The sequence below is a fragment of the Azotobacter chroococcum genome (assembly GCF_002220155.1).
Lineage (GTDB): Bacteria > Pseudomonadota > Gammaproteobacteria > Pseudomonadales > Pseudomonadaceae > Azotobacter > Azotobacter chroococcum.
Map to the genome: position 1 here is coordinate 938,633 of NZ_CP011835.1, position 23,541 is coordinate 962,173.

Annotated in this window: 19 protein-coding genes; 11 read left to right on the forward strand and 8 right to left on the reverse strand. The window is 66.5% G+C overall.

Annotated elements, in window-relative coordinates; all coding sequences use genetic code 11:
- The first annotated feature begins 80 nt into the window (after positions 1-80).
- Both ACG10_RS04320 and ACG10_RS04325 read left to right on the forward strand, forming a co-directional pair.
- Complete coding sequence (locus tag ACG10_RS04320) at positions 81-377, forward strand: helix-turn-helix domain-containing protein (protein ID WP_089167271.1); 297 nt, start codon at positions 81-83, stop codon at positions 375-377.
- Entirely contained in the window at positions 374-1,675 is a 1,302-nt protein-coding gene (locus ACG10_RS04325) for a type II toxin-antitoxin system HipA family toxin (protein ID WP_089167272.1), read from the forward strand. The genes ACG10_RS04320 and ACG10_RS04325 overlap by 4 nt, the downstream gene beginning before the upstream one ends.
- A 400-nt stretch (positions 1,676-2,075) precedes the next feature.
- On the opposite strand, the gene ACG10_RS04330 is transcribed toward ACG10_RS04325, so the two are convergent.
- The 7 genes from ACG10_RS04330 to ACG10_RS04360 form a co-directional block, all read right to left on the reverse strand.
- On the reverse strand, positions 2,076-3,572 hold the full coding sequence (locus tag ACG10_RS04330; protein WP_198319013.1) for an SIR2 family protein: 1,497 nt from the start codon (positions 3,570-3,572) through the stop codon (positions 2,076-2,078).
- Positions 3,573-3,696: 124 nt separating this feature from the next.
- The gene (locus ACG10_RS04335) at positions 3,697-4,755 is read right to left on the reverse strand and encodes a 2,3-butanediol dehydrogenase (RefSeq protein ID WP_232487251.1); all 1,059 of its coding nucleotides are present in this window, start codon (positions 4,753-4,755) and stop codon (positions 3,697-3,699) included.
- A 91-nt stretch (positions 4,756-4,846) separates the two neighbouring features.
- A complete protein-coding gene (locus tag ACG10_RS04340) occupies positions 4,847-5,959 on the reverse strand; it encodes an acetoin dehydrogenase dihydrolipoyllysine-residue acetyltransferase subunit (RefSeq protein WP_089167275.1) in 1,113 nt (370 codons plus the stop codon).
- A complete protein-coding gene (locus tag ACG10_RS04345; RefSeq protein ID WP_089167276.1) occupies positions 5,956-6,975 on the reverse strand; it encodes an alpha-ketoacid dehydrogenase subunit beta in 1,020 nt (339 codons plus the stop codon). The genes ACG10_RS04340 and ACG10_RS04345 overlap by 4 nt, the downstream gene beginning before the upstream one ends.
- Before the next feature lie 24 nt (positions 6,976-6,999).
- Positions 7,000-7,977, reverse strand: coding sequence for a thiamine pyrophosphate-dependent dehydrogenase E1 component subunit alpha (locus ACG10_RS04350; RefSeq protein ID WP_039802190.1), 978 nt, complete (start codon positions 7,975-7,977; stop codon positions 7,000-7,002).
- A 20-nt stretch (positions 7,978-7,997) separates the two neighbouring features.
- Positions 7,998-9,056, reverse strand: coding sequence for an ATP-NAD kinase family protein (locus ACG10_RS04355; protein ID WP_089167277.1), 1,059 nt, complete (start codon positions 9,054-9,056; stop codon positions 7,998-8,000).
- A gap of 17 nt (positions 9,057-9,073) precedes the next feature.
- Entirely contained in the window at positions 9,074-9,874 is an 801-nt protein-coding gene (locus tag ACG10_RS04360; protein ID WP_089167278.1) for an SDR family NAD(P)-dependent oxidoreductase, read from the reverse strand.
- A gap of 304 nt (positions 9,875-10,178) precedes the next feature.
- Between ACG10_RS04360 and ACG10_RS04365 the strand changes: the two genes are divergently transcribed.
- The 9 genes from ACG10_RS04365 to ACG10_RS04405 all read left to right on the forward strand — a co-directional run bounded on the left by ACG10_RS04365 (position 10,179) and on the right by ACG10_RS04405 (position 21,787).
- Entirely contained in the window at positions 10,179-12,062 is a 1,884-nt protein-coding gene (locus ACG10_RS04365) for a sigma-54-dependent Fis family transcriptional regulator (RefSeq protein ID WP_089167279.1), read from the forward strand.
- Between the two features lie 192 nt (positions 12,063-12,254).
- Positions 12,255-12,326 (forward strand): pyrroloquinoline quinone precursor peptide PqqA, encoded by a 72-nt coding sequence (pqqA, locus tag ACG10_RS04370; protein ID WP_072432761.1) that lies wholly within the window; start codon positions 12,255-12,257, stop codon positions 12,324-12,326.
- A 45-nt stretch (positions 12,327-12,371) separates the two neighbouring features.
- Positions 12,372-13,283: a pyrroloquinoline quinone biosynthesis protein PqqB gene (gene pqqB, locus ACG10_RS04375; protein WP_089167280.1), complete on the forward strand. Its 912-nt coding sequence runs from the start codon at positions 12,372-12,374 to the stop codon at positions 13,281-13,283.
- A gap of 187 nt (positions 13,284-13,470) precedes the next feature.
- Positions 13,471-14,223: a pyrroloquinoline-quinone synthase PqqC gene (pqqC, locus tag ACG10_RS04380; RefSeq protein ID WP_089167281.1), complete on the forward strand. Its 753-nt coding sequence runs from the start codon at positions 13,471-13,473 to the stop codon at positions 14,221-14,223.
- 103 nt (positions 14,224-14,326) lie between these two features.
- Positions 14,327-14,605: a pyrroloquinoline quinone biosynthesis peptide chaperone PqqD gene (pqqD, locus tag ACG10_RS04385; protein ID WP_089167282.1), complete on the forward strand. Its 279-nt coding sequence runs from the start codon at positions 14,327-14,329 to the stop codon at positions 14,603-14,605.
- Entirely contained in the window at positions 14,577-15,731 is a 1,155-nt protein-coding gene (pqqE, locus tag ACG10_RS04390) for a pyrroloquinoline quinone biosynthesis protein PqqE (protein WP_089167283.1), read from the forward strand. The genes pqqD and pqqE overlap by 29 nt, the downstream gene beginning before the upstream one ends.
- A gap of 108 nt (positions 15,732-15,839) precedes the next feature.
- Positions 15,840-17,825 (forward strand): alpha/beta hydrolase family protein, encoded by a 1,986-nt coding sequence (locus ACG10_RS04395; protein WP_089167284.1) that lies wholly within the window; start codon positions 15,840-15,842, stop codon positions 17,823-17,825.
- Positions 17,826-17,836: 11 nt separating this feature from the next.
- Complete coding sequence (locus ACG10_RS04400) at positions 17,837-20,359, forward strand: insulinase family protein (protein WP_089167285.1); 2,523 nt, start codon at positions 17,837-17,839, stop codon at positions 20,357-20,359.
- Positions 20,360-20,494: 135 nt separating this feature from the next.
- A complete protein-coding gene (locus tag ACG10_RS04405; protein WP_089167286.1) occupies positions 20,495-21,787 on the forward strand; it encodes a coiled-coil domain-containing protein in 1,293 nt (430 codons plus the stop codon).
- A 248-nt stretch (positions 21,788-22,035) separates the two neighbouring features.
- Here the strand turns inward: ACG10_RS04405 and ACG10_RS04410 are convergent, their stop codons facing one another.
- Positions 22,036-23,364, reverse strand: coding sequence for a Wzz/FepE/Etk N-terminal domain-containing protein (locus tag ACG10_RS04410; RefSeq protein ID WP_089167287.1), 1,329 nt, complete (start codon positions 23,362-23,364; stop codon positions 22,036-22,038).
- Positions 23,365-23,541 lie beyond the last annotated feature (177 nt).

Here is a 23,541-nt window from a genome sequence, read left to right on the forward strand (position 1 = left end):
ATGATCAATTTTTCGCGTTTTTCAGGTATAACGGGTCAGATTTAGCCCGTATAGAGCATAAATCCTGTAGGAGGTCAGCTATGTCCCTCATGCATTTCCTGTATTCGCCGGCAGAGATAGCCCGCGAGGTGGGTAAGAATGCCCAGACTTTACGTCTATCGAAGAATCTTTCCCGGAAAACACTCGCAGAGCAGTCCGGAGTATCCGAATCCTCGATTAAGCGGTTTGAGCTCACCGGCTCAATCACCCTTGAGGCGATGATCCTTCTAGCCACCTCACTCGATGAGCTGACTCCGATATCGAGGCTCTTCAAACCGTCTCAGCCAAATTCTTATGAAGAGCTGAAAAACTCCAAGCGCAAGCGAGGCACTAAATGAGTAGCGAGCGGGCCTCTCGGAAGCTAAAGCACATCGAGTCCCTAGTTGTCACTACAAACGGTATCAAGGTTGGTGAACTATATAAAGCGGAAGCGAAAGGGATCTATTTCACTTACGACAAAGCATGGCTCATGAACGGGTACAACCTGTCCCCCTTCACGATGAAGTTTGACGACAAACCTCAGTTGGCTCAGGACAATCTGTTTCTCGGTTTGCACGGCCCGTTTGCAGACTCGCTCCCAGATGGCTGGGGGCTATTGTTGATGGATCGTTTTTTCAACAGCTATTTTGGTCAGGGCACTTCACTCACGCTCACCCAGCTGGATCGCCTGGCGTACATGGGAGATCGGGCAATGGGAGCTTTTGAATACCATCCAAAAGCCGAAAAGGAAGAGCTCACGGGGCCAATTAACTTGGCTCAACTCTTCGAGGCATCTGTTGAAATTCAAGAGGGCGAGACCACGAGAGTGCTCAAGAGCCTCCGCTTGGCGGGCGGATCACCAGGTGGTGCGCGCCCCAAAGCCATCGTTGCTCTCTCGCCAGATGGAGTTCGTGCAACGTCTGCATTCGGCCATATTCCCGATGGATATGATCACTGGATAGTCAAATTCAGGGCTATAGAAGAGGCTCCAGAAACAGGGAAAATTGAGCAGGCATACGCCCTAATGGCCAGGGAGGCAGGAGTCATCATGGCCCACTCCATGCTGTTGAATGTTTCGATGGCGAACGGCAACGTCGAAAGTTTTTTCACTACTAAGAGATTTGATCGTCAAGGTGACAGAAGGCTGCACATGATGACTGCTTCAGCCCTTATGTACGCAGATTTCAGAGCCCCGACCATGGATTACAGCGGAATGCTTAAGTTGACCAACGTGTTGACGAGAAGCGCCAAAGAGGTCGAGAAAATGGCCAGACTGATGATCTTCAACGCGCTGTCGCACAATTATGATGATCACACCAAGAATTTTGCGTTTCTCTACAACGAGTCCGAAAACCCAGGCGAAGAAGGTAGATGGACGCTTGCTCCAGCATACGATCTGACTTTCTCGGAAGCACGGGGTGAGCACACTACGGCATTTTCAGGACATGGGAAACCGACCAGGAAAATCATTCAGGAGCTTTGTAAAGATTACAAATATCTGAAGCCAGACGAGTACATCGATCAGACTCTGCTTGCACTATCTAAGTGGGAAGACATGTTTAAGTACCTGCAGATTCCAGTCTATGCAGGTGCAGGTATGTTCCGTGTCCTAGGCGACCTTCATAAAGACTTTGAGGGCCCCAAGCGTAGGCGCTGAATCAAAGATGACAAGGGGGGTGATGGACGCGATCAATGCACCGTGGGGGAGGGGGCGGTACGACCGGTTGGGGTGTCGGCCGTACTAGGTTGGGGAATGAAGTGAGAACTGCTGAGTCAGTCAGCGTTTTACAGCCAATACTTATGATCTATGGGGGGCAATAAGAAAACACTACTCATCGTCATCTGCAGCATTGGAGCTATTTGAGTATGCTTTGCCCTGCGTAACTTCGAGACCATCTCTATAAAGGGTGAATGCAGAAACTAAGTGCAATACGGTTTCTGCCTGTCACGGTCGTTCGGTAGGATATGCGGAGTACCCGCCACTGCGCACAACCACCCAGTCGACTCAGGAAGAAGCTTTATATTCATTCCTCCCAACTTGAGGTGGCGAACATGCCCTATTTTTTCAACACATCTTCGACATTGATAGTGTCTTTATCAACTTGGTAGTCCTCACCATTCATGACTTTGCGAAGCAAATCAACGGCTGCGTCGGTGTACTTATGGGTCCAGTTGGTCGATTTGTGACCCATCTTTACCTTAATGTGGTATTTATTGTCTGTGGCTGTCATGTCGAAGCCCGACTGCTCACGAAGAATTGTTATTAAGTCACGTGCTTTGTGCCAAGTCGAAAAACCAAGCTTCTGAGCCACTCCAGTAAGTACGTACTTATAGTTAAGGTTTACCTTCGACGGATCAGATAGCGATGTCACACCGAACAGCGTCGCAAAGGTTTCCCCTGACTCGACGGCGTGCTCAAGTTGTTTAAAGTCGATTTCTACATGCTTCTTGGGTATGTCGGAGCGGATTAAGTCGACTGATCTGGCCATAAGCGAACGAAGAAGCTTAGTGTTGATCTTCTCAAGGTCGCCTGCTTGACCAAATGCTTTAAATACCCATTCGAACGATGAGGCGCTGATACTCTTGATCCGAATGTTGACATCGGTGGCTACCGAAATCACCTTGTCACGGGCTGGATACGATTTATCGTCGATTTTTGGATCCCACTCCAAGATATAGATATTGGGAACTAGTTGATACTTGGCACGAACCATCCTATCTACATCATAGAGTATCGCTTTAATATTTGGATCCTCGGCACGGTAACCGATAAAAATCAGTGGGTGCTCTATGAAGTATGTCAGAAGCTTGGCGCTAAGATACTTGTGATCCTCCTCGAAGCGCGTATAGTCCGATTCGTTGATGACAATCGATTCCGGGATTGTACGGCAGCCATGAATCTTGAAAATTTCCCCAATCGACAGGTATCCCTTCCGCATAATCTGTTGCCCGATAATGCGCTCATAGTCGGGAAATAGCGGCTCAATAAGCTCGTCGTAGTTGGTCGTAATGATGGCGTGCGCGCTGATATTCTTCAGCGCATTGATCTCTGTATCACGTTCAACTGAGCCATATGAGCCCGTCGAGTCAGGTCCAAAGTCCTTCAGTAGTTCAGCGATCGCATGTTTTATGAAGATGTCACTCGGTGCCTCAGCTGTGAAGTAGGCGTCTGGAAAGTTCGACTTACCAGTACCCCACGCCCACTCACGGTATAAGTCGGAAAATACGGATCCTATTCTCTTGAGATCACCTTGGTGCATCTGCTTGTAGTAAGCGAAATCCTTGTCAATCAGCGGACAGTTTTTAGCAAGTAACGTGAGCAACTCCTCCCAGTTGGGGCCATCCGCATAACGTTTTGTGAAGCCTGAACCGACGAATAGGATTGGTTGACACTGAGCATTACTCAGAACCTCGGCGATATCGGCAGTAACTTCGTCCTGATATTGCTTGTAATCCATCGGCATAGGGCGCCCCTCGTTGTTTGCTGCGCCAGTATGCCCGAGCACGGTGTAAATGCGTAATGCACAGTAGCCTCGCTGCTTTCTACCTGTCACGGTTACTCAGTTGGGAGTATGGAGCCTCATCAGTCCGCACGATCTCCTGGCCAACTCTTCAACGCCATCCCGCCCCTAGCCCAGTAGGCGAAGCGGCCCCCGCCGCTCCGCGCCGTCCCCCTCGTCAATGCGGCGAAACAATGATCTTGACGTTGTGTTCCTTGTTGTTGACCAGTTCCTCGAAGCCGCGGCCGACGATTTCCTCCAGGCCGATGCGGCCGGTGATCAGCGGTTTGACGTCCAGGCGGCCGTCGGCGATGAAGGCGATCACGTCGGCGAATTCGCCGTTGTAGGCCAGGGCGCCGATGACCTGTTTCTCGGTGGAGACCAGTTCGAAGAAGTTGAACGAACTGGGTTCCTCGAAGATGCCGACCAGCACGCTCTTGCCGGCGTTGCGGATGACGTCGATGGCCAGCTTGGCGGTGTGCTTGTTGCCGATGCACTCGAAGCTGACGTCGGCGCCGAGGCCGTTGGTGCGGGCGCGGATTTCCGCCAGCGCGTCGCATTCCTTGGGATCGAGCACCAGGCTCGCGCCCACTTCCAGCGCCTTGGCCTTGCGTGCCGAGGACATTTCCAGGGCGATCACCTGGGCCGCGCCGGCCGCCCTGGCGCACATGATGGTGCACAGGCCGATGGTCCCGGCGCCGACCACCACCACGTTCTGGCCGAGCAGGCTGCCGGCCTTCTTCACCGCGTGCATGCCCACCGCCAGCGGCTCGATCAGCGCGCCGGCCTCGACGGGGAAGCCGGCCGGCAGCTTGTAGAGCAGTTCGGCCGGCACGTTCACCAGCTCGGCGAAGGCGCCGTTGTTCATCAGCCCGGTGAAGGCCAGCTGCTCGCAGAGGTTGTACAGGCCGCTGCGGCAGTAGTAGCAGGTGCCGCAGTGCTGGCAGGCGTCGGCGGCGATCCGCTCGCCGGGGGCGAAGCCGCTCACGCCGGCACCGAGCTTGACGATCTCGCCGCTGAATTCGTGGCCGAGGATGCACTGGCCCTGGATGCCGGTGAGCGGGTGGGGCTTCTCGACCGGGATGAACACCGGGCCGGCGACGTATTCGTGCAGGTCCGAGCCGCAGATGCCGCACCAGTCGACGCGGATCTGCACCCAGCCGGGCGGCGGGTCGGCGGGCAGCGGCACGTCTTCGACGCGGATGTCCTGACGGCCATGCCAGACGGCGGCGCGCATGGTTGCACCAAGGGATGTTGTCATTGTTCTTTTCTCCTTCAGGGCTTGCGATGAGCGGGCGACCGATCTCGGGGACCGGCCGCCGCCGGTTTCAGTGTTTGGCGAGGAAGGCCTGGATCAGCTTGTTGACCTCGTCGGCCGCTTCCATCTGCACCATGTGCGCCTGGCCGGGCAGGATCTCCACCTGCGCCGGCAGGCCCTGGGCATGGGCGGCGGGAATGATCGCGTCGTCGCTGCCCCAGATCACCAGCGCCGGATGGCGGCCCTGTTCCAGCACGCCGCGCAGGTCGATCTGCTGGCGGCCACCGGCGGACAGCCGCTCGACCAGCTGGCGCAGCGCCGCCTCGACGCCCTCCAGGCGCTTGTACTTGAGCATGTCTTCCAGCATCTGCCGGGTGACCAGCGCGGGGTCAGAGAACAGCTGCACCAGTTGCGGCTTGAGGGCGTTGCGGTTGCTCGCCTCGACGAAGCCGTTGAGGTAGTCGCCGTTGATCTCCGCGCCGAGGCCGGCGCTGCAGATCAGGGTCAGCGAGAGCACCCGCTCGGGTGCCAGGCGCGCCAGGTTCAGCGACACCGCGCCGCCCATCGAGTGGCCGGCGAGGTGCGCGCGCTGGATGTCCAGGTGGTCGAGCAGGGCCAGCGCGGCCCGGCTCAGCTCGTCGAGGTCGCCGCTCTTGAGCGTCTTGCCCGACTCGCCGTGGCCCGGCAGGTCGAGGGCGATCACCCGGCGGCCGGCGGCCAGTGCCTCGTGGTTGAACAGCCAGTTGTTCAGGTCGCCGCCGAAGCCGTGGATCAGCAGCAGCGGGGCGCCGCCCTCGCCGCGGTCGAAGAAGCGGATGGTGCGGCCGTCCAGTTCGACCTTCTGCGGCGCCGGGCCGCAGTCTTGCTCGTCTTCGCCGCCGGGCACGAACTCGGCCTGGAAGCGTTGCACCACGGCGTCGATCTCCTCGTCGGAGGCCTCGCCTTCCACCACCACGGCGAGCAGGGCGCCGACCGGCAGGGTTTCGTCCTCCTGGGCGACGATGCGCCGCAGCACGCCGGAGAAGGGCGCCTCGACGCTGCTGGAGATCTTGTCGGTTTCCACGTCGAGCACGTCATCACCCTTGGCGATGCTGGCGCCTTCTTCCTTGAGCCAGGCGTTGACCTTGCCCTCGGTCATCGAGAGACCCCACTTCGGCATGGTCAGGGTATGGATCTGGCTCATGCAACCTTCCTCTTGTCGACGATCTTCAGGACCGCGGCTTCGATCTTCGCCGCGTTGGGGATGTACAGGTCTTCCAGGGAGTCGGTGAAGGGCACCGGGGTGTGCGGCGCGGTGACCATCTCGATCGGCGCCTTGAGGGCGGCGAAGGCCTTCTGCGCGACCAGCGCTGAGATGTCGGTGGCCACCGAGCAGCGCGGGTTGGCCTCGTCGATCACCACCAGGCGGCCGGTCTTCTCGACGCTTTCGAGGATGCTGTCCTCGTCCAGCGGGCTGGTGGTGCGCAGGTCGAGCACCTCGCAGCCGATGCCCTGGCGCGCCAGGCTGGCGGCGGCGTCCATCGCCAGGTGGACCATCCGGCCGTAGGTGACCAGGGTCACGTCGTCGCCCTCGCGCAGGAAGTTGGCCTCGCCGAAGGGCACGGTGTAGAGCTCTTCCGGCACCTCGCCCTGCATGCCGTAGAGCATCTTGTGCTCGAGGAAGATCACCGGGTCGTTGTCGCGGATCGCCTGGATCAACAGGCCCTTGGCGTCGTAGGGCGAGGAGGGGCAGACCACCTTGAGGCCGGGGATGTGGGTCCACAGCGAGGTGAGCATCTGCGAGTGCTGGGCGGCGGCGCGCAGGCCGGCGCCGTACATGGCGCGCAGCACGAAGGGGGTGACCGCCTTGCCGCCGAACATGTAGCGGAATTTCGCCGCCTGGTTGAGGATCTGGTCCAGGCAGCAGCCGGCGAAGTCGACGAACATCAGTTCGCACACCGGACGCATGCCGCGGGTGGCGGCGCCGACCGCCGCGCCGACGTAGCCGATCTCCGACAGCGGGGCGTCGAGCACCCGGCCGGGGAACTGGTGGTAGAGCCCCTTAGTGACGCCGAGCACGCCGCCCCAGGCGTCCTGCTCGCCCGGTGCGCCGGCGCCGCCGGCGATGTCCTGGCCGATCAGGAAGACGGTCTCGTCGCGGCGCATTTCCTGGGCCATGGCTTCGTTGATGGCCTGCTGGTAGCTGATTTTTCTTGCCATGATGGTTCTCCTAGGAATGGGGGCTCAGGGGTAGGACACGTAGACGTCGGCGAGCAGATCGGCCGCCGGCGGCTTGGGATCGCTCTTGGCCTTGATCACGCTGTCCTCGATCTGCCGTTCCACCTCGCCGTCGATGTCGTCGAGTTGCGAGATGTCGAGCAGGCCGGCGGCGACGGTGTGGTCGCGGAACTGCTTCAGGCAGTCGCGCACCTCGCGCATCTCCTTGAGTTCGTCCATGTCGCGGTAGGTCTGGGCGTCGCCCTCGAAGTGGCCGTAGTAGCGGGTCAGCTTCACCTCGATCAGCGACGGGCCTTCGCCGGCGCGGGCGCGGGCCACGGCGGCACCGGCGGCCTCGTGGACGGCGAAGAAGTCGAAGCCGTCCACCGTCACCCCGGGCATGCCGAAGCCGGCGGCGCGGTCGGCGATGTGGTCGCAGGACACCGACCAGTTGGAGGCGGTGGCCTCGGCGTAGCCGTTGTTCTCGGCGACGAAGATGCACGGCAGGTTCATGATCGCGGCGAGGTTCATCGCCTCGAACACCGCGCCCTCGTTGGAGGCGCCGTCGCCGAAGAAGGCCACGGCCACCGCGTCGCTGCCCTTGAGCTTGGCGGCCAGCGCCGCGCCGGCGACCAGCGGCGCACCGGCGCCGACGATGCCGTTGGCGCCGAGCATGCCCTTGGACAGGTCGGCGATGTGCATGGAGCCGCCCTTGCCCTGGCAGACGCCGGTCTTCTTGCCGTAGATCTCGGCCATCATCCCGTGCACGTCCACGCCCTTGGCGATGCAGTGGCCGTGGCCGCGGTGGTTGGAGGCGATGCAGTCGTCGTCGCGCAGGTGGGCCATGACTCCGGCGGCGGAGGCTTCCTCGCCGGCATAGAGGTGGACGAAGCCGGGAATCTCGCCGGTGGCGAATTCGATGTGCAGGCGCTCCTCGAAGACGCGGATGGTGCGCATCACCCGGTAGGCATGCAGCAGCTGCTCGGCTGACAGGTGGGTGGTCATTGTTGTTCTCCTGGGTTGTTTCAACACGAAAGGTTCACGGGGTGTTGCGGGTGTTCGCGGCCGATGGACAGCAGGCGGTGGCGCGCCGCGTAGGCGAGGGCGGCCTCCACGTCGATGCTCAGCGGGCCGTGGGAATCGAGGGTGACGGTCGGCCGGTCGCCGGCGGCGAAGGCGATCTCGCGCTCGCCGTCCAGCGCCAGGGTGCCGCCGTTCAGGCTGGGCGCATGGGCCACGCCCGGCTCCAGGGTGCCGGCGGCGACCACCCCGCAGCCCTGCAGCAGGCCGGGGGCGAGCGGCGCCAGCAGGGCGTCGCGGGCCTCTGGGTGCAGGCGCATCCAGGCGCCTTCGGGGGCCTGCCGGGACACCGGGCACCACAGCCCGCAGAGCGCCGACAGGCCGATGGCGTGGGGTTCGGCGAAGGTCACGAAGACTTCGGCGAGGTCCTCGGCGCGGCTGATCGCCCGGCCGCCGACGAAGCGCAGCGGCGATACCGCCACGTCCACCAGCGCCCATTCGCAGAGGCCGCGGCGCGCCTCGCGGACCAGCAGGCGCTTGTTGCGGCGCAGGCCGATCTCCGGCGGAATCCGCCCGCTGGCGAAGAGCCCGCCGGCGAGCCCGGCGCCGGTCGCCTCGCGCAGCTCGGGAAAGGCGTTGTTGGTGCCGGTGGAGAGGGTCAAGAGGGGAATGTCGCCGACCTCGGCGGCCACCGCCTTGTGGGTGCCGTCGCCGCCGAGCACGGCGATCAGCGCGACGCCGCGCTCGGCCATCAGGCGCGCCGCCAGGCGGGTGTCCTCGACGGTCTGGCGCAGGCGGATATCGAGGATTTCCAGCTCCGGCCAGCGGTTGTCCAGGGCGTGGCGGCCGCGGCTGGCCTTGAGCACCGCGGCGGCGATGCCGGTCATGTCGGTCGGCAGCAGCACGCGCTGGATGCCGGTGGCGCCGAAGGCACCGAGCAGGCGCTGCACCACCGAGGCCTTGTCGGTGCTGGAGAACAGCCCGGCGTTGGCGGTCAGGCGGCGCAGGTCGCGGCCGGAGGCCGGGTTGGGAATGATCCCCACGGTCAGCGGAGGTTGGTTCATGGCGGCGTTCCCCGGAGTCAGAGCGAGAAGCCGCCGTCGACGGCGATGGCCTGGCCGGTGACGTGCGGGGCACAGGCCAGGTAGACGGCGAGCTGGCCCATGTCCTCGGCGGTCTGCGCCTCGCCCTGCGGCAGCAGGCTGGCCTGGTGGCGTTCCCAGGACTGCGCCTCGCTCTCGCCGGCCTGCCGCCAGCGGCTGGCCAGGCCCTGCTCGCCGCGCCACATGCCGGTGCCGACGATGCCGGGGCAGAGCGCGTTGACGGTGATGCCCTCGCGGGCGACCTCCTTGGCCAGGGCGTTGCTGAAGCCGACCACCGCGAACTTCGAGGCGCAGTAGTGGGACAGGTCGGGAAAGCCGACCTTGCCGGCGATCGAGGCGACGTTGACGATCCGCCCCCAGCGCTGCGCGCGCATCGGCTCCAGCTCGGCCTGGCAGCAGAGGAACACGCCGCGGGCGTTGACGTTCAGCACCCGGTCCCATTCCTCGACGGTCAGCTCGCCGACCTTGTGGATGCCGATCACCCCGGCGTTGTTGACCGCCACGTCGAGGCGGCCGAAGCCTTCGACGATCTTGGCGACCATGGCCTGCACGCTGTCCTGGCGGGCGACGTCGACCGCCAGCGCCAGGCTGCGCCGGCCGAGGGCCCGGACCTGGGCGGCGGTTTCCTCGGCGCCGGCCGGATCGAGGTCGGCCACCGCCACGTCGGCGCCGGCGCGGGCCAGGCTCAGGGCGATGCCCTGGCCGAGGCCGCGGCCGGCCCCGGTGACCAGGGCGACTTTGCCGGACAGGGAGAATTCGGGAAGGGATGACTCGGACATGGGGCACCTGTGCTTGTTGTTATGGGCCGGGGCTGCCGGCCGCTTCTGCCAGGGGAGAGAGCAAGGGCGGTGCCAGAGTGCTGGATGTTGCCGAAAAGCCCCGTGCTAGAGCGGTTTTCTCGGTAGGCTGGCGGGCTTGGCGGAGGCTCGGGCGAGACGCCGGGTGTCAGCGCGACGGCCGTTGCGCTGAGATGCCGAGACGCTCCGTCTCAGCGTCGGGCTTCTCCGCTCCGGCGCTTGTCGCTGCGGGGGGAAGGGTGCTTAATGGGGAAACAACAACAAGACGACGAGAAACGGAGACAGCATGCTTTCCGCACACTCGAAAGCCCACGTGGACTGTGTCAGCCGCGTGTTGAAGAACGCCTCCGGCCTGCCCCAGGCGCCGGTTCCCGCACCCATCCTCGATTCCTGGCGCCGCTCGGAGCAGCACCGGCTCGACCCCGGCTCCCTGCAGGGGCCGCGCATCCTCGACCAGACCCTGCTCAAGGAGTGCCGCGAACGCGCCGAGCTGTTCCTGCGCATCGCCAGCGAGGAGGTCGGCCGCCTGCACGGCCAGGTGCGCGGCGCCGACTACTGCGTGCTGCTCGCCGATGCCCAGGGGCGGACCCTCGACTACCGGGTCGATTCGGCGATCCGCAGCGACTGCCGCAAGGCCGGTCTCGACCTCGGCACCTGGTGGTCGGAGGGCGAGGAGGGCACCTGCGGGGTGGCCACCGTGCTGGCCAGCAAGATGCCGCTGACGGTGCACAAGCGCGACCACTTCCGCGCCGCCTTCATCGGCCTGACCTGCTCGGCGGCGCCGGTCTTCGACCCGCAGGGCGAACTGCTCGGGGTGCTCGACGTCTCGGCGGTGCAGTCGCCCGACGACCGCCGCAGCCAGACCCTGGTCCGCCAGCTGGTGGCGCAGAGCGCCCGGCAGATCGAGAACGCCTTCTTCATGCACAGCGCCGGCGGGCACTGGATACTGCGCGCCCACGCCGCGCCGGGCTACGTCGACAGCCAGCCCGACTACCTGTTCGCCTGGGACGCCGACGGCCGCCTGCTGGCGCTCAACCCGGCGGCGCGCCGCTACCTGCGCCAGCGCTTCGGCGAGGTGCCGGGCCACATCGCCGAGGTGTTCGATCCGGACGCCCTGCGTGCCGCCGGGGACGGGGTTGCCCAGCCGCTGCTCGGGCGCGGCGACGCGCCGGCCCTGTACGTCCGCCTGAGCGCACCGCCGCGCCAGAGCCGGCCGGTGCCGCGGGTCGCGGCGCGCGGCGCCGAGCTCGATCCGCGCATCGCCGAGCACCTGCGCCTGGCGGTACGGGTCAAGGACCGCAACCTGCCGGTGCTGATCCAGGGCGAGACCGGCGCCGGCAAGGAAGTCTTCGCCCGCCAGGTGCACGAGGCCAGCGCCCGCCGCGGCAAGCCCTTCGTCGCCCTGAACTGCGCGGCGATCCCGGAGAGCCTGATCGAGAGCGAGCTGTTCGGCTACGCTGCCGGCGCTTTCACCGGCGCCTCCAGCAAGGGCATGCGCGGCCTGTTGCAGCAGGCCGACGGCGGCACCCTGTTCCTCGACGAGATCGGCGACATGCCGCTGACCCTGCAGACCCGCCTGCTGCGCGTGCTCGCCGAGGGCGAGGTGGCGCCTTTGGGCGCGGCGCGGCGCCAGGCGGTGGACATCCAGGTGATCTGCGCCACCCACCGCGACCTGGCGGCGATGGTCGCCGACGGCAGCTTCCGCGAGGACCTGTATTTTCGAATCGGCGGCGCGCGCTTCGAGCTGCCGCCGCTGCGCGAACGCAGCGACCGTCTGGCGCTGATCAACCGCGTGCTGGAGGAGGAGGCGGAGTCCTGCGGCGAGCCCGTTGGCCTGAGCGCCGCGGCGCTGGAGTGCCTGCTCGGCTACCGCTGGCCGGGCAACGTGCGCCAGCTCCGCCACGCCCTGCGCTACGCCTGCGCGGTGTGCGCCGGCGGAGTGATCCAGCCGGGCGACCTGCCGGCCGAACTGCGCGGCGGGCGCCTGGCCACCGGCGAGGACGCCGCCGCCCTGGCCTCCGACCCGGAGCGCCAGGCGCTGCTCGACGCGCTGGTCCGCCACCGCTGGAAGCCGGGGCCGGCGGCCGAATCCCTCGGCATCTCCCGCGCCACCCTGTACCGCCGGGTGAACCAGCATGGCATCGAGATGCCGGGGAAAAGGCGCGGCTGAGGGCGGCTCCGGCCGCCCGGGGCCTTTTCTTCTTTAATGGAAAGAAGAGCCGTGGCTGCCAAGGCCGCTCGTTCGCCTGTCGGACGCCAGGCGTTCCTTGCCGGCATTCCGAACGGATCGCTGCATGTCCCGTCGAAATAGTCGGAACGGGATGAACCTGACCCACCACCACGCACTTGCAAGGAGTCTGTCATGTGGACCAAACCCGCCTTCACTGACCTGCGCATCGGTTTCGAAGTGACCCTGTATTTCGCCAACCGTTGAACGAGTGGCCCCGGCGTGCCGGGGCCTTCCCCAGACGGAACTGCCATGCATATCCGAATTCTCGGCTCGGCCGCCGGCGGCGGTTTTCCCCAGTGGAACTGCAACTGCCGCAACTGCCGCGGCCTGCGCGAGGGCACCCTGAGGGCCACGGCGCGCAGCCAATCCTCCATCGCCCTGTCCGACGACGGGGAGAACTGGATTCTCTGCAACGCCTCGCCGGACATCCGCGCGCAGATCGAGGCCTTCCCGGCCCTGCAGCCGGCCCGCGCAGTGCGCGACACGGCGATCCGCGCGCTGATCCTCCTCGACAGCCAGATCGACCACACCACCGGCCTGCTCAGCCTGCGCGAGGGCTGCCCCCACGAGGTGTGGTGCAGCGAGATGGTCCACCAGGACCTGACCAGCGGCTTCCCGCTGTTTCGCATGCTCGGCCACTGGAACGGCGGCCTGCGCTGGAAGCCCATCGAGCTGGACCGGCCGTTCGTGATCGATGCCTGCCCGGCCCTGCGCTTCACGCCGATTCCCCTGCGCAGTGCGGCGCCGCCGTACTCGCCGCACCGTAACGACCCGCACCCGGGCGACAACCTCGGCCTGCTGGTCGAGGACAGCCGCACCGGCGGCGTGCTGTTCTACGCCCCCGGCCTCGGCCAGGTGGATGCGCCGCTGCTCAACTGGTGGATGCGCCGCGCCGACTGCCTGCTGGTCGACGGCACCCTGTGGCGCGACGACGAGATGATCCATGCCGGCTGCGGCAGCAAGCTGGGCAGCGAGATGGGCCACCTGCCGCAGAGCGGCGCAGGCGGCATGCTCGAAGTGCTCGACGGCCTGCGCGGGCGCAAGGTGCTCATCCATATCAACAACACCAACCCGATCCTCGACGAGGACTCGCCCGAGCGCGCCGAACTGACCGCGCGCGGCGTCGAGGTCGCCTGGGACGGCATGAGCATCGAGCTGTAAGGCGGATCGTAGGGTGGGTTAGCCGCGTAGCGGCGTAACCCACCAACGATGCCGTCAGGCGTCGCGATTGCCGGCCTTGCAGCCGGTTGGTGGGTTACGGCCTCTGGCCTAACCCACCCTACGCAAGGTGCCAGGCACCACCAGAACAACAACGTGCCGCGCCGGTCGCGGCCGCCGAGGAGCCACGATGACCGAGCCAGCCATGAGCCCTGCCGAATTCGAGCAGGCGCTGCGCGCCAAGGGCGCCTACTACCACATCCACCACCCGTTCCACGTCGCCATGTACGAGGGCCGCTCGACCCGCGAGCAGATCCGGGGCTGGGTGGCCAACCGCTTCTACTATCAGGTGAACATCCCCCTGAAGGATGCCGCGATCCTGGCCAACTGCCCGGACCGCGAAACCCGCCGCGAGTGGATCCAGCGGATCATCGACCACGACGGCGCGCCCGGCGAGGAGGGCGGCATCGAGGCCTGGCTGCGCCTCGGCGAGGCGGTCGGGCTCAGGCGCGAGCAGTTGCTCTCCCAGGAGCTGGTGCTGCCCGGAGTGCGCTTCGCGGTGGACGCCTACGTCAACTTCGCCCGCCGCGCCAGCTGGCAGGAGGCGGCAAGCAGCTCGCTGACCGAGCTGTTCGCCCCGACCATCCACCAGTCACGCCTCGACACCTGGCCGGCGCACTACCCTTGGATCGAGGCCGGCGGCTACGACTACTTCCGCAAGCGCCTGAGCGAGGCGCGCCGCGATGTCGAGCACGGCCTGCGCATCACCCTCGCGCACTACACCACCCGCGAGGCCCAGGCGCGCATGCTGGAGATCCTGCAATTCAAGCTGGACATCCTCTGGAGCATGCTCGACGCCATGAGCATGGCCTACGAACTGAACCGTCCGCCCTACCACACGGTGACCGGCGAACGGGTCTGGCATCGGGGGATCGCCCTGTGATCCCGAATGTAGGGTGGAAAACGACCGCAGGTCTTTTCCACCGTCGCAGCCAGTGGTGGGAAAGCGCTGCGCGCGTTTCCCACCCTACGCAGGGGACATGCCCATGAGCGAGGACCTTCTGCAAAAGGTACCGGTGCTGCGCCGCGGCTTTCGCTTCCAGTGGGAGCCGGCGCAGGACTGCCACGTGCTGCTCTATCCCGAGGGGATGATCAAGCTCAACGGCAGCGCCGGGGCGATCCTCGCCGAGGTCGACGGGGTGCGCAGCGTCGCCGCGATCGTCGCCGGCCTGCGCGAGCGCTTCCCGGAGGCCGAGGGCATCGAGACGGACATCCTGGAATTTCTGGAGGTGGCGCGTGAGCGATTCTGGATCGAGCTTCGCTAAGCCCGGCTACGTGCCCGGCCCGCCGCTGTGGCTGCTCGCCGAGCTGACCTACCGCTGCCCGCTGCAGTGCCCGTACTGCTCCAACCCGCTGGACTTCGCCCGCCACGGCGAGGAGCTCTCCACCGCGCAGTGGATCGAGGTGTTCCGCCAGGCCCGCGAGCTGGGCGCCGCCCAGCTCGGCTTCTCCGGCGGCGAGCCCTTGGTGCGCCAGGACCTGACCGAGCTGATTCGCGCCGCCCGCGGCATGGGCTACTACACCAACCTGATCACCTCCGGCATCGGCCTCAGCGAGGCGCGCATCGCCGAGTTCGCCGAGGCCGGCCTCGACCATATCCAGGTCAGCTTCCAGGCCGCCGACGAGGAGCTGAACAACCTGCTGGCCGGATCAAGCAAGGCCTTCGCCCAGAAGCTGGCGATGGCCCGCGCGGTCAAGGCCCACGGCTACCCGATGGTGCTCAACTTCGTCACCCACCGGCACAACATCGACGATATCGAGCGGATCATCGAGCTGTGCCTCGAACTGGAGGCCGACTTCGTCGAGCTGGCGACCTGCCAGTTCTACGGCTGGGCCGAGCTCAATCGTGCCGGGCTGCTGCCGACCCGGGCGCAGCTGGAGCGCGCCGAGCGCATCACCAATCAGTGGCGGGAGAAGCTCGCCGCGCAGAAGCATCCGTGCAAGCTGATCTTCGTCACCCCGGACTACTACGAGGAGCGCCCCAAGGCCTGCATGGGCGGCTGGGGCAGCCTGTTCCTCGACATCGCCCCGGACGGCACCGCGCTGCCGTGCCACAGCGCGAAGCTGCTGCCGGTGCAGTTCCCCAACGTGCGCGAGCACAGCCTGCGGCACATCTGGTTCGACTCCTTCGGCTTCAACCGCTTTCGCGGCGACGACTGGCTGCCCGAGCCGTGCCGCTCCTGCGACGAGAAGGACCGCGACTTCGGCGGCTGCCGCTGCCAGGCTTTCCTGCTCACCGGCGACGCCGAGGCGACCGACCCGGTGTGCGGCAAGTCGGCTCATCACGGCCTGATCCTTGACGCCCGCCGCGAGGCGGAGGAGGCGCCGAAGGGGCTGGACGAGCTGGTTCAGCGCAACGTCCGCGCCTCGCAGATCATCTGCAAGGGCTGAGGGGCGAGGCCGATGGGGAGTGCCAAGAGGCCGATCGTTCCCACGCTCCCGCATGGGAACGCTGCCGTGGACGCTCTGGCGTCCGGGGAGCGTTCGAGTCGCGCGGGTATGGCTCCCACGCAGGAGCGTGGGAGCCATCGACAGGCTGAGGCTGCCGAGCCGCTGCCCTGCGGCGACTGGCCCAGTCGCTGGTCGGCCGGCGACGCCGCCGCGGCCAGCCGCGACTTCGCCGAGCTGCGCACCGGTCTTGGCGGGCTGCTCTGGCTGCAGTTCGACCCGCAGGAGGCGGGCTGCAGCCTGTGGCTGTGGCGCGAGGGCGCCGCGCGGCGGCTGACCCCGCCCGGCCGCTCGGTGCGCAGCCGGGTCTACGAATACGGCGGCGGCGCCTTCTGCGTCGTCGGGGACGGCGTGGTTCTGGTCGACGAGGCGGACCAGCAGCTCTACCGCCTGGGCGGCGCCGCCGGCAGCGTCCCCGAAGCGCTGAGCGCGCGTTCCCACTGCCGCTACGGCGACCTGCAGTTCACCCCGGCCTGGAACGCGGTGCTGGCGGTGGAGGAAAGCCGCGAACAGGACCGCGTGATCCATCGCCTGGTCGGTCTGGGCTTGGCCGACGGCACGCGGCGGGTGCTGGCCGAGGGCGCCGACTTCTATGCCGCGCCGCGGCTGAGCGACGACGGCCGGCGCCTGGCCTGGATCGAGTGGGACCGTCCCGAACTGCCGTGGACCGCCACCCGCCTATGCCTGGCGGCGGTACTTGCCGATGGTTCGCTTGGCGCCCGCGAGGTGCTGGCCGGCGCGGCGGGCGACGATTCGCTGCAGCAACCGATGTTCACCGACGACGGCCGGCTGACCTGCCTGAGTGACCGCGCCGGCTGGTGGCAGCCGTGGGCGGAGCGGGGCGGGCAATGGCATCCGGCTCCTGGGGCCGGCCACCCGGTGGGCAACGGCGCCGCCTTGTCCAGCACCGGCACCGCTGGCTGGAGCGAGCCTCGGCTCATGGCGGAGGCCGACCACGCCCCGGCGCCCTGGCAACTGGGCACTGTCAGCCACCTGCCACTGGAAGATGGCGGCTGGCTGCTGGCGCGCCTTGAAGAAGGCTGGGGCCTGCTGGTCGAGCGCACCGCCGATGGCCGCGAGCGGCGCCTGGCTGCCGAGTTCTCGCGCTTCCGTCAGTTGGCCAGCGACGCGCAGCACTTCTACTGCATCGCGGCGGCGCCCGACCGCCTGCCGGCCGTGCTGGCCATCGCCCGCGATTCCGGTCGCGTGCACGTGCTGGCCGGCGGGGAGCGGCCGCTCTCCGCGGAGGAGCTGTCGCGCCCTGCGTCGATCCGCTTCGCCACGGACGAGGGCGAGTCCGCCCAGGCTTTCTTCTATCCGCCGCGCAATGCCGCCTGCAGCGTGCCCGCGGATGAGCGGCCGCCGCTGGTGGTGTTCCTCCATGGCGGGCCGACCTCGGCCTGCTACCCGGTGTTCGATCCGCGCATCCAGTTCTGGACCCAGCGCGGCTTCGCCGTGGCCGATCTCAACTACCGCGGCTCCAGCGGCTTCGGGCGGGCCTTCCGGCTGCGCCTGGCGGGCGAGTGGGGGCGGATCGAGGTGGAGGACGCCTGTGCGCTGGCCCGCCATCTGGGCGAGGCGGGGCTGATCGACCCGGCGCGGGCCTTCGTCCGCGGCGCCAGCGCCGGCGGCTACACCGCGCTGTGCGCACTGGCCTTCCATCAGCTGTTTCGCGGCGGCGCCAGCCTGTACGGGGTCAGCGATCCGTTGAGCCTGCGCCGGGTCACCCACAAGTTCGAGGGCGACTACCTGGACTGGCTGATCGGCGATCCCGCGCGCGACGCCGAACGCTACCGGCAGCGCACGCCGCTGCTGCACGCCGGGCGCATCGCGGCGCCGGTGATCTTCTTCCAGGGCGGGCTGGACGCGGTGGTGGTGCCGGAGCAGACCGAGGCGATGGTCGCCGCCCTGCGCGCGCGGGGCGTGCCGGTGGAGTACCGCCTGTATCCCGACGAGCGCCACGGCTTTCGCCAGGCCGCCCATCTGGCCGATGCGCTGGAGCGCGAATGGCGCTTCTATGTGGATCTGCTGGATTGAGGGGCCAGGCCATGGGGGAACTGCCGGCGCTGCGCCAACGCAGCCTGCGCCTGGACAACGGCGTGCAGGCGACCCTGCTGCACGACCCGCAGGCCAGCCGCGTGGCCCTGGCCGCCGGGGTGGACGCCGGCAGCCTGCACGAACCCGAGTCCTGGCCGGGACTGGCGCACTTTCTCGAACATTGCCTGTTCCTCGGCAGCGCAGGCTTCGCCGAGGTCGGCGCCTTCGCCGGGTACGTGCACGGCCGCGGCGGGCGCTACAACGCCCGCACCCTTGGCCTTCATACCCAGTACTACCTGGAGATGCCGGCGGGCGAGCTGGTCCCGGCCCTCGAACGGTTCTGCGCCCTGCTGGCGCGGCCGCTGCTGCTGCCCGAGCGGCTGCTCGCCGAGCGCGAGGTGCTGCATGCCGAGTACCTGGCGCGTTGCCAGGACGGCGACAGCCAGCTGTTCGGTGCGCTGGCCGGTCTGCTCGATCCGGCCCATCCGCTGGCGCATTTTCATGCCGGCGCGCGCGACAGCCTCGATCCGCAGGCCCCCGGTTTTCTCGCCGAGCTGCGCGCCTGGCATGCCCGGCATTACCGGGGCGAAAACCTGCGCCTGCTGCTTTGCGGGCCGCAGTCCCTGGGCGAGTTGGAGACGCAGGCCTGCGCCATTGCCGGCGCGCTGCCGGGCGGCGTCCCTGTGCCGGCGCCCGCCTGGCCGTCGCCCTGGCCGACAGGACAGAGTCCTCTGCGCCTGGAGCTGGAGCAGCCGAAGCGGCGGCGCATGAGCCTGTGGTGGTTGCTGGCGCATATCCCCATGCGCGACGAACCGGCCCTCGAGCGGTTGCGCCAGGCGCTGCAGCGCAGCGACGCCGGCAGTCTGTTTGGCGTGCTGCGTGCCCGTGGTCTGGCGCAGCAGGCCCGTCTGGAGCTGCATCCGGTGGATGCCGGGCGGGCGCTGCTGGCCCTGCATCTGGAGCTGCTGGAGGAGGGCAGTGGCCGCGAGGAAGAGATCGCCGCCCTCTGCCGGGATTGGCTGGCCTGGCTGCAGGCGGCGCCGGAGCGGATCGGCGATCCGCTCCTGGCCGAAAACGGGCGCATCAGCCAGGCCTGGGACGAGTACGAGCGGGCGCCGCTGGAGCGCGCCGCGCTCTGGCTGGAGCGCTGGCAGCGCCAGGGCGGCGCCGTGCCGGCGCTGTGGCCGGCACCGACGGCCGGTGCCGAGCTGGGCGAATGGCTGAACCCGCTGGCGCAGCCGCCGCTGGTCCTGCAGTGCTGCCGCGCCGCCCTGCCGCAGGGCGAGTTCACTCCGCGCTTTCCGGTGCGCCGGCTGGTGATGCCGCTGGCCGAGCTGCCGCCGGTGCAGGAGGCGTGGCAGCTCGCGCCGGCCAATCCTTTCCAGGCGCCACCGCTTCAGGCCGCTGCGGGAGACTGGCCGGCGGTGTGGCGCAGCACCGGCGCGGAGCTGCTGCGTCCGGGCCATGCCGCATTGCTGCTCGTCTGGCAGGCGGCAGAGTCGGGCGTGGAGGCGCAACTGGCGGCGGAACTGGCGGAGCTGGCGCTGGCCGAGCGCTGGGCCGCGCTGCTTGGCGAAGCGCAGCCGTTCGGTCTCGATTGCCAGCTGTCGAGCGGTGCCGGACGCCTGAGCCTGTGCCTGAGCGGACCGCCAGCTGCTTTGCCGCTGGCGCTGGAGCGCCTGCTGGCGGCGTTGCGCGAGGGCGACGCGGCATGCTGGCGCGAGGCCTGGCAGCGGCGCCGCGACGCGCAGGCGCGGCAGATCCTCCTGCGCCGCCTGTTGGCCCATCCGGCAGCGCGGACGCGCCAGCCGGTCGACGAGGATGCGCTCGCCCGCCGGCTGGAGGCGCTGGACGAGGCCGGCCTGTCTGCACGGGTTGCCGAGTGCCTGATGGCCGCCGGCCTGTGCGGCTGGCGCATGGGCGAGGTGCCGCCCGCCGTGCTGCCGCTGCTGCAGGGAATGTGTCGTCCCGCGGCACCGGCTCCGCCGCGGCTGGCGGCCGGCGGCGAACGCGAACTGCATCTGGGGATCGCGGGGAGCGAACAGGCGGTCCTCCTGCGTCTGCTGGCGCCGCCCGGCGAGCCGCGCCGGGAGGCGGCCTGGCGCCTGCTGGCGATCCTCTGGCCGGGCGCCTTCCATCAGGCCCTGCGCGTCGAGCAGGGGCTGGGCTATGCGCTGTTCTGCCGTTTCGTCGACGCCGAGGAGGGCGCCGAGCTGCAATTGGGTGTGCAATCGCCGCACGTTCCGGCCGCGCGTCTGCAGCAGGCGATCCGGGAGTTTCTCGTCGTGCAGCAGCTCCGCCTCGCCGGTCTGGATGCCGAGCGACTGGCTTCGGCCCGTCGGGCGGCGCTGGAGGCCCTCGACGCGGGCAGCCGGCCGGCGCGACTGCAGCGCGCCGCCACGGCCTGGCGCTGCGGCCGGCCGGACGACTGGCCGCAGCGGCTGCGCGCCGAGCTGGAGCGGCTGCAGGTGGGGGACCTGCTTGCGGCGTTGGCGGGAGCGGACATTGGCTGGCGTTGGGTGATGTCCGGCTGAGAGGACAGCCCCGTGCGACATTCTGGCCGGCCGGCTGCCGCGCGATGTGACGAATTTGCCAACCGACCGGGCAAAGGCGCCAGCGGTTTTCTGGACAATACCGGTAACCATTGAGCTTTCCCCGGGACGATTTTTGTGGAACACGACGCGGACAAGCGGAGCGGACAGGAGCTGCAGATCGTGCAGGCCTTCTCCTCCGTGGAGGTTTCCGAGCAGATCATCCGCTCGGCCGACATCAAGGGACTGGTCGGCGGCATGCTGTCCGCCCAGGACGAGGTCGGCCGGAGCGCCGAGGAACTGGAGCGGGCGCGCCAGGAGAAGAAGGGCGGCAGCCTGATCGGCAACTGGTGGAAGGACCGCGACGACAAGCTGCAGGACGCGCAGATCGATCTGCAGAAGTCGATCGGCAGCCTGTCGCAGAAGTCCTCGCAACTGCTGATCGTCAATGCGGCGATCTCCAAGGTCCTGAGCGACCAGCAGCAGGTTCTCCTGCAGCAGCAGAACATGCTCAGGCAGCAGGCCGACCTCCTCGAGGAGCAGAACCGCAGGATTCTCGGTCAGCAGCGGGCGCTCGAGCAGCAGCAGCAGGAGATCGACCTGGCCAACCGGGGCCTGCTGGAGGCCCGGGACGTCACGGCGGAGCAGACCGACCGGCTGGTCGGCAGCGTGAAGCGCCTGGAGCAGGCCGAGTCGCAGATGGAGGCGCTCAACCAGCAGATGGTCGTCTGCGTGGCCGAGGATCTGGTCACCGCGGTCAGCGACTGGCGCACCCGGCTCGACGACCTGGGCCGCGACTTCACCCAGCGCCAGGCCGGGCTGGAGAAGAAGCTGTTCGACGAGTTCCGCGATCATATCGACCAGGTGCGGACGGAGCTGGAGGCCGCTGCGGACAGGGCCGCCGCCGGTGCGGTAGAGCTGGAGCGGAAGCTGCAGCAGCAGGCGCAGGCGGGCCAGGCGCGGATCGAGGCCCAGGAGGCGGCGGCCCGGCAACTGCGCGAGGCGCTGTCGGAGCGGCTGGCGAAGTTTCGCCAGGAAGTCGTCGCCACCCTGGAACAGAACGTCCTGCCGCTGCGCAAGGCGCTCGGCAACCTCGAGCTGCGCCAGGGGGCCTGGCAGCAGGAGCAGGCCCGGCTCCTGGAGGCGCAGCGCAAGGCGCTGCTGCAACTGGAGGGCGAGCTGAGGCTCCGGGGCGAGGCACTGGCGCAACTGGCGGACGAGTCGAAGCGCAAGGACGAGGCGCTGGAACGGCTGGAGAGCGAGCTGAAGGCCAGGGCCGAGGCGCTGGGCAATGTGGAGGCTCGTTTGCAGTTTCTGGAGGAGGCGCAGGATCGGAACGCCGGACGCAATCGCCTGGCCCTGGCAGCGGTCGCCGGACTGGCGCTGGTGTCGCTGGGCTGGCAGTTGCTCGGGCAGCTGGGAGGGAGGTAAGAGGGCTGCCTGCAGGCGGGCTGCCGGTATGTGGCTGTCAGTCCGACAGACATCCCGCTTCGTGAGTCCGCCACTGTGCAGGCAGTGTTCGCCGTGCTGTCCGGCGCATGCAAGATTGCTGACGAACACCGCGGACATCGTTGCCGCCTCCCATCGAGGGTATCGACCTCGGGAGCGGACAAGCCATCCATGGCTGTCTCGGATACATCGAAGGAGTTGGCCTATGCGGCCCTTTGCGGGAGGTAGAGTCAGGCGGCGATCTGCTGATTGTCCTGAAGGGGCAAGTGGGGCAGGGGAGAAAGCTTTTTGCCGGCTGGTGCGCTCTTGCGCATCATGCTGCGCAGAAGTGCGATGAATACTCCGAGCATGCCTCCCAGAAGCGCGCCCAGAGCGAGGATCAGGACTCTCTTGGGCTTGACAGGCTTGAGCGGCTCGATCGCCAGTTGATCGATTTTCACCAGGGATAGATTGGAAAAGTCGACCTTCAGGTTGCGAAGGCGGGCCGCCTCGCCAATCAACTGGTCCAGATCATTCAGAAACAGATCCTCGTCCTTGTCCTTGCGCTGCTTGAGCAGTTCGACCTGCCGGTTCGTTTCCAGCAGGCGCAACCTCTTCTGGATTTCAGCGATGCGTGGCGAGGTGAAGTCGTCGGAGCGGCGCTTTTCCAGCACATCACGCTCTGCCTCCAGTGCATCCACACCCATGAAATACAGGGGAATCTCCCGGTTGTTGACTTCCGTACGGATCATATTGCCCTGAGCAGACTTGCCGTTCTCTCCCATGGCATTCGGAGTGGTCGGCTTGCGGATATTCAGAGCGGTCGCAATGCGGATCGCCTCGTTCAGCTGGGCTATGCGATTGTCGCGACGGGTACGCAGCTCGTTGCGCAGGGCCTCCAGTTCATCCTGCAACTGGGCACGCTCAAGGGCGTCCGCCTCCAGCAATTTGGCAACCTGGGCATCCTTGGCCGACAGGTATCTGGCGCGTTCGGCTTCGATCCGGCGCTCCACCAGGGCCAGTTTGTTCTGTACGACCGTGGCAAAGTCGTCCTCGATCTTCTTGCGCTCCGAGGCAATGGCGAAGTCCACGAAGTCGTTGGTCAGGCGCACGCCGTCCACTCCTTCGGGGTAGGTGAAGGAAATTCCTACATGGGGCGACAGCCCTTCGTTTTTCTTCGGGTCGGGTTGCAGCATCTTGAATGCTTCCAGGTTGAAGACATCGAAGAACTGCCCAAAGGTTTGATTTGTCTTGAGGAGAAAGGCGAACTGCTCTTCGTGGGCTTTGAAGAAGGCGAGGCGATTCGTGTAGGACGCCAGCGCAGCCCCGACACGTTTTAGGGCGGTTTCAGCATCCAGGGAGTACACGCCGGTCGAGTTGAGCTCATCGAGTGCCTTGAGCACCGGAGGATGCAGCACGCTCCTGACCTCATAGTAGGGCCTGGCCAGAAAGGCGTAGGCGGCTGCCGTCGCACTGATCAGCAGCGCGACTGCGACTATCAGGAAGCGCTCGGACCACAGGCTTGCCAACAGCTCCCGAAGATCGATCTCGTCGGCGGGGGGAGGGGCTTTCACATACATAGGCTCCACTTTTTGCTCCTTTTGATATGCTGGCAAAAGGAAGGCATCTTATTTTCGTGTGGAACTTTTTCCAATATGAGATGTCGCCGCATCTGGCGGCTAAGATGTTGATCGGCTTGAAATTCTATTGGGCATCGAGGGCGGAGGGGTGAAGGGCTGCTCGATACGGTTGTGCAT

Excerpts from the sequence above, each read along its gene's own strand:
- pqqD (WP_089167282.1), top strand. The coding sequence starts at position 14,327 with ATGAGCGAGGACCTTCTGCAAAAGGTACCGGTGCTGCGCCGCGGCTTT.
- ACG10_RS04355 (WP_089167277.1), bottom strand. The coding sequence starts at position 9,056 with ATGAACCAACCTCCGCTGACCGTGGGGATCATTCCCAACCCGGCCTCC.
- ACG10_RS04395 (WP_089167284.1), top strand. The coding sequence starts at position 15,840 with ATGGCTCCCACGCAGGAGCGTGGGAGCCATCGACAGGCTGAGGCTGCC.
- ACG10_RS04345 (WP_089167276.1), bottom strand. The coding sequence starts at position 6,975 with ATGGCAAGAAAAATCAGCTACCAGCAGGCCATCAACGAAGCCATGGCC.
- ACG10_RS04325 (WP_089167272.1), top strand. The coding sequence starts at position 374 with ATGAGTAGCGAGCGGGCCTCTCGGAAGCTAAAGCACATCGAGTCCCTA.
- pqqB (WP_089167280.1), top strand. The coding sequence starts at position 12,372 with ATGCATATCCGAATTCTCGGCTCGGCCGCCGGCGGCGGTTTTCCCCAG.
- ACG10_RS04340 (WP_089167275.1), bottom strand. The coding sequence starts at position 5,959 with ATGAGCCAGATCCATACCCTGACCATGCCGAAGTGGGGTCTCTCGATG.
- ACG10_RS04365 (WP_089167279.1), top strand. The coding sequence starts at position 10,179 with ATGCTTTCCGCACACTCGAAAGCCCACGTGGACTGTGTCAGCCGCGTG.
- ACG10_RS04400 (WP_089167285.1), top strand. The coding sequence starts at position 17,837 with ATGGGGGAACTGCCGGCGCTGCGCCAACGCAGCCTGCGCCTGGACAAC.
- ACG10_RS04335 (WP_232487251.1), bottom strand. The coding sequence starts at position 4,755 with ATGCGCGCCGCCGTCTGGCATGGCCGTCAGGACATCCGCGTCGAAGAC.
- ACG10_RS04360 (WP_089167278.1), bottom strand. The coding sequence starts at position 9,874 with ATGTCCGAGTCATCCCTTCCCGAATTCTCCCTGTCCGGCAAAGTCGCC.
- pqqC (WP_089167281.1), top strand. The coding sequence starts at position 13,471 with ATGACCGAGCCAGCCATGAGCCCTGCCGAATTCGAGCAGGCGCTGCGC.
- ACG10_RS04410 (WP_089167287.1), bottom strand. The coding sequence starts at position 23,364 with ATGTATGTGAAAGCCCCTCCCCCCGCCGACGAGATCGATCTTCGGGAG.
- ACG10_RS04350 (WP_039802190.1), bottom strand. The coding sequence starts at position 7,977 with ATGACCACCCACCTGTCAGCCGAGCAGCTGCTGCATGCCTACCGGGTG.
- ACG10_RS04320 (WP_089167271.1), top strand. The coding sequence starts at position 81 with ATGTCCCTCATGCATTTCCTGTATTCGCCGGCAGAGATAGCCCGCGAG.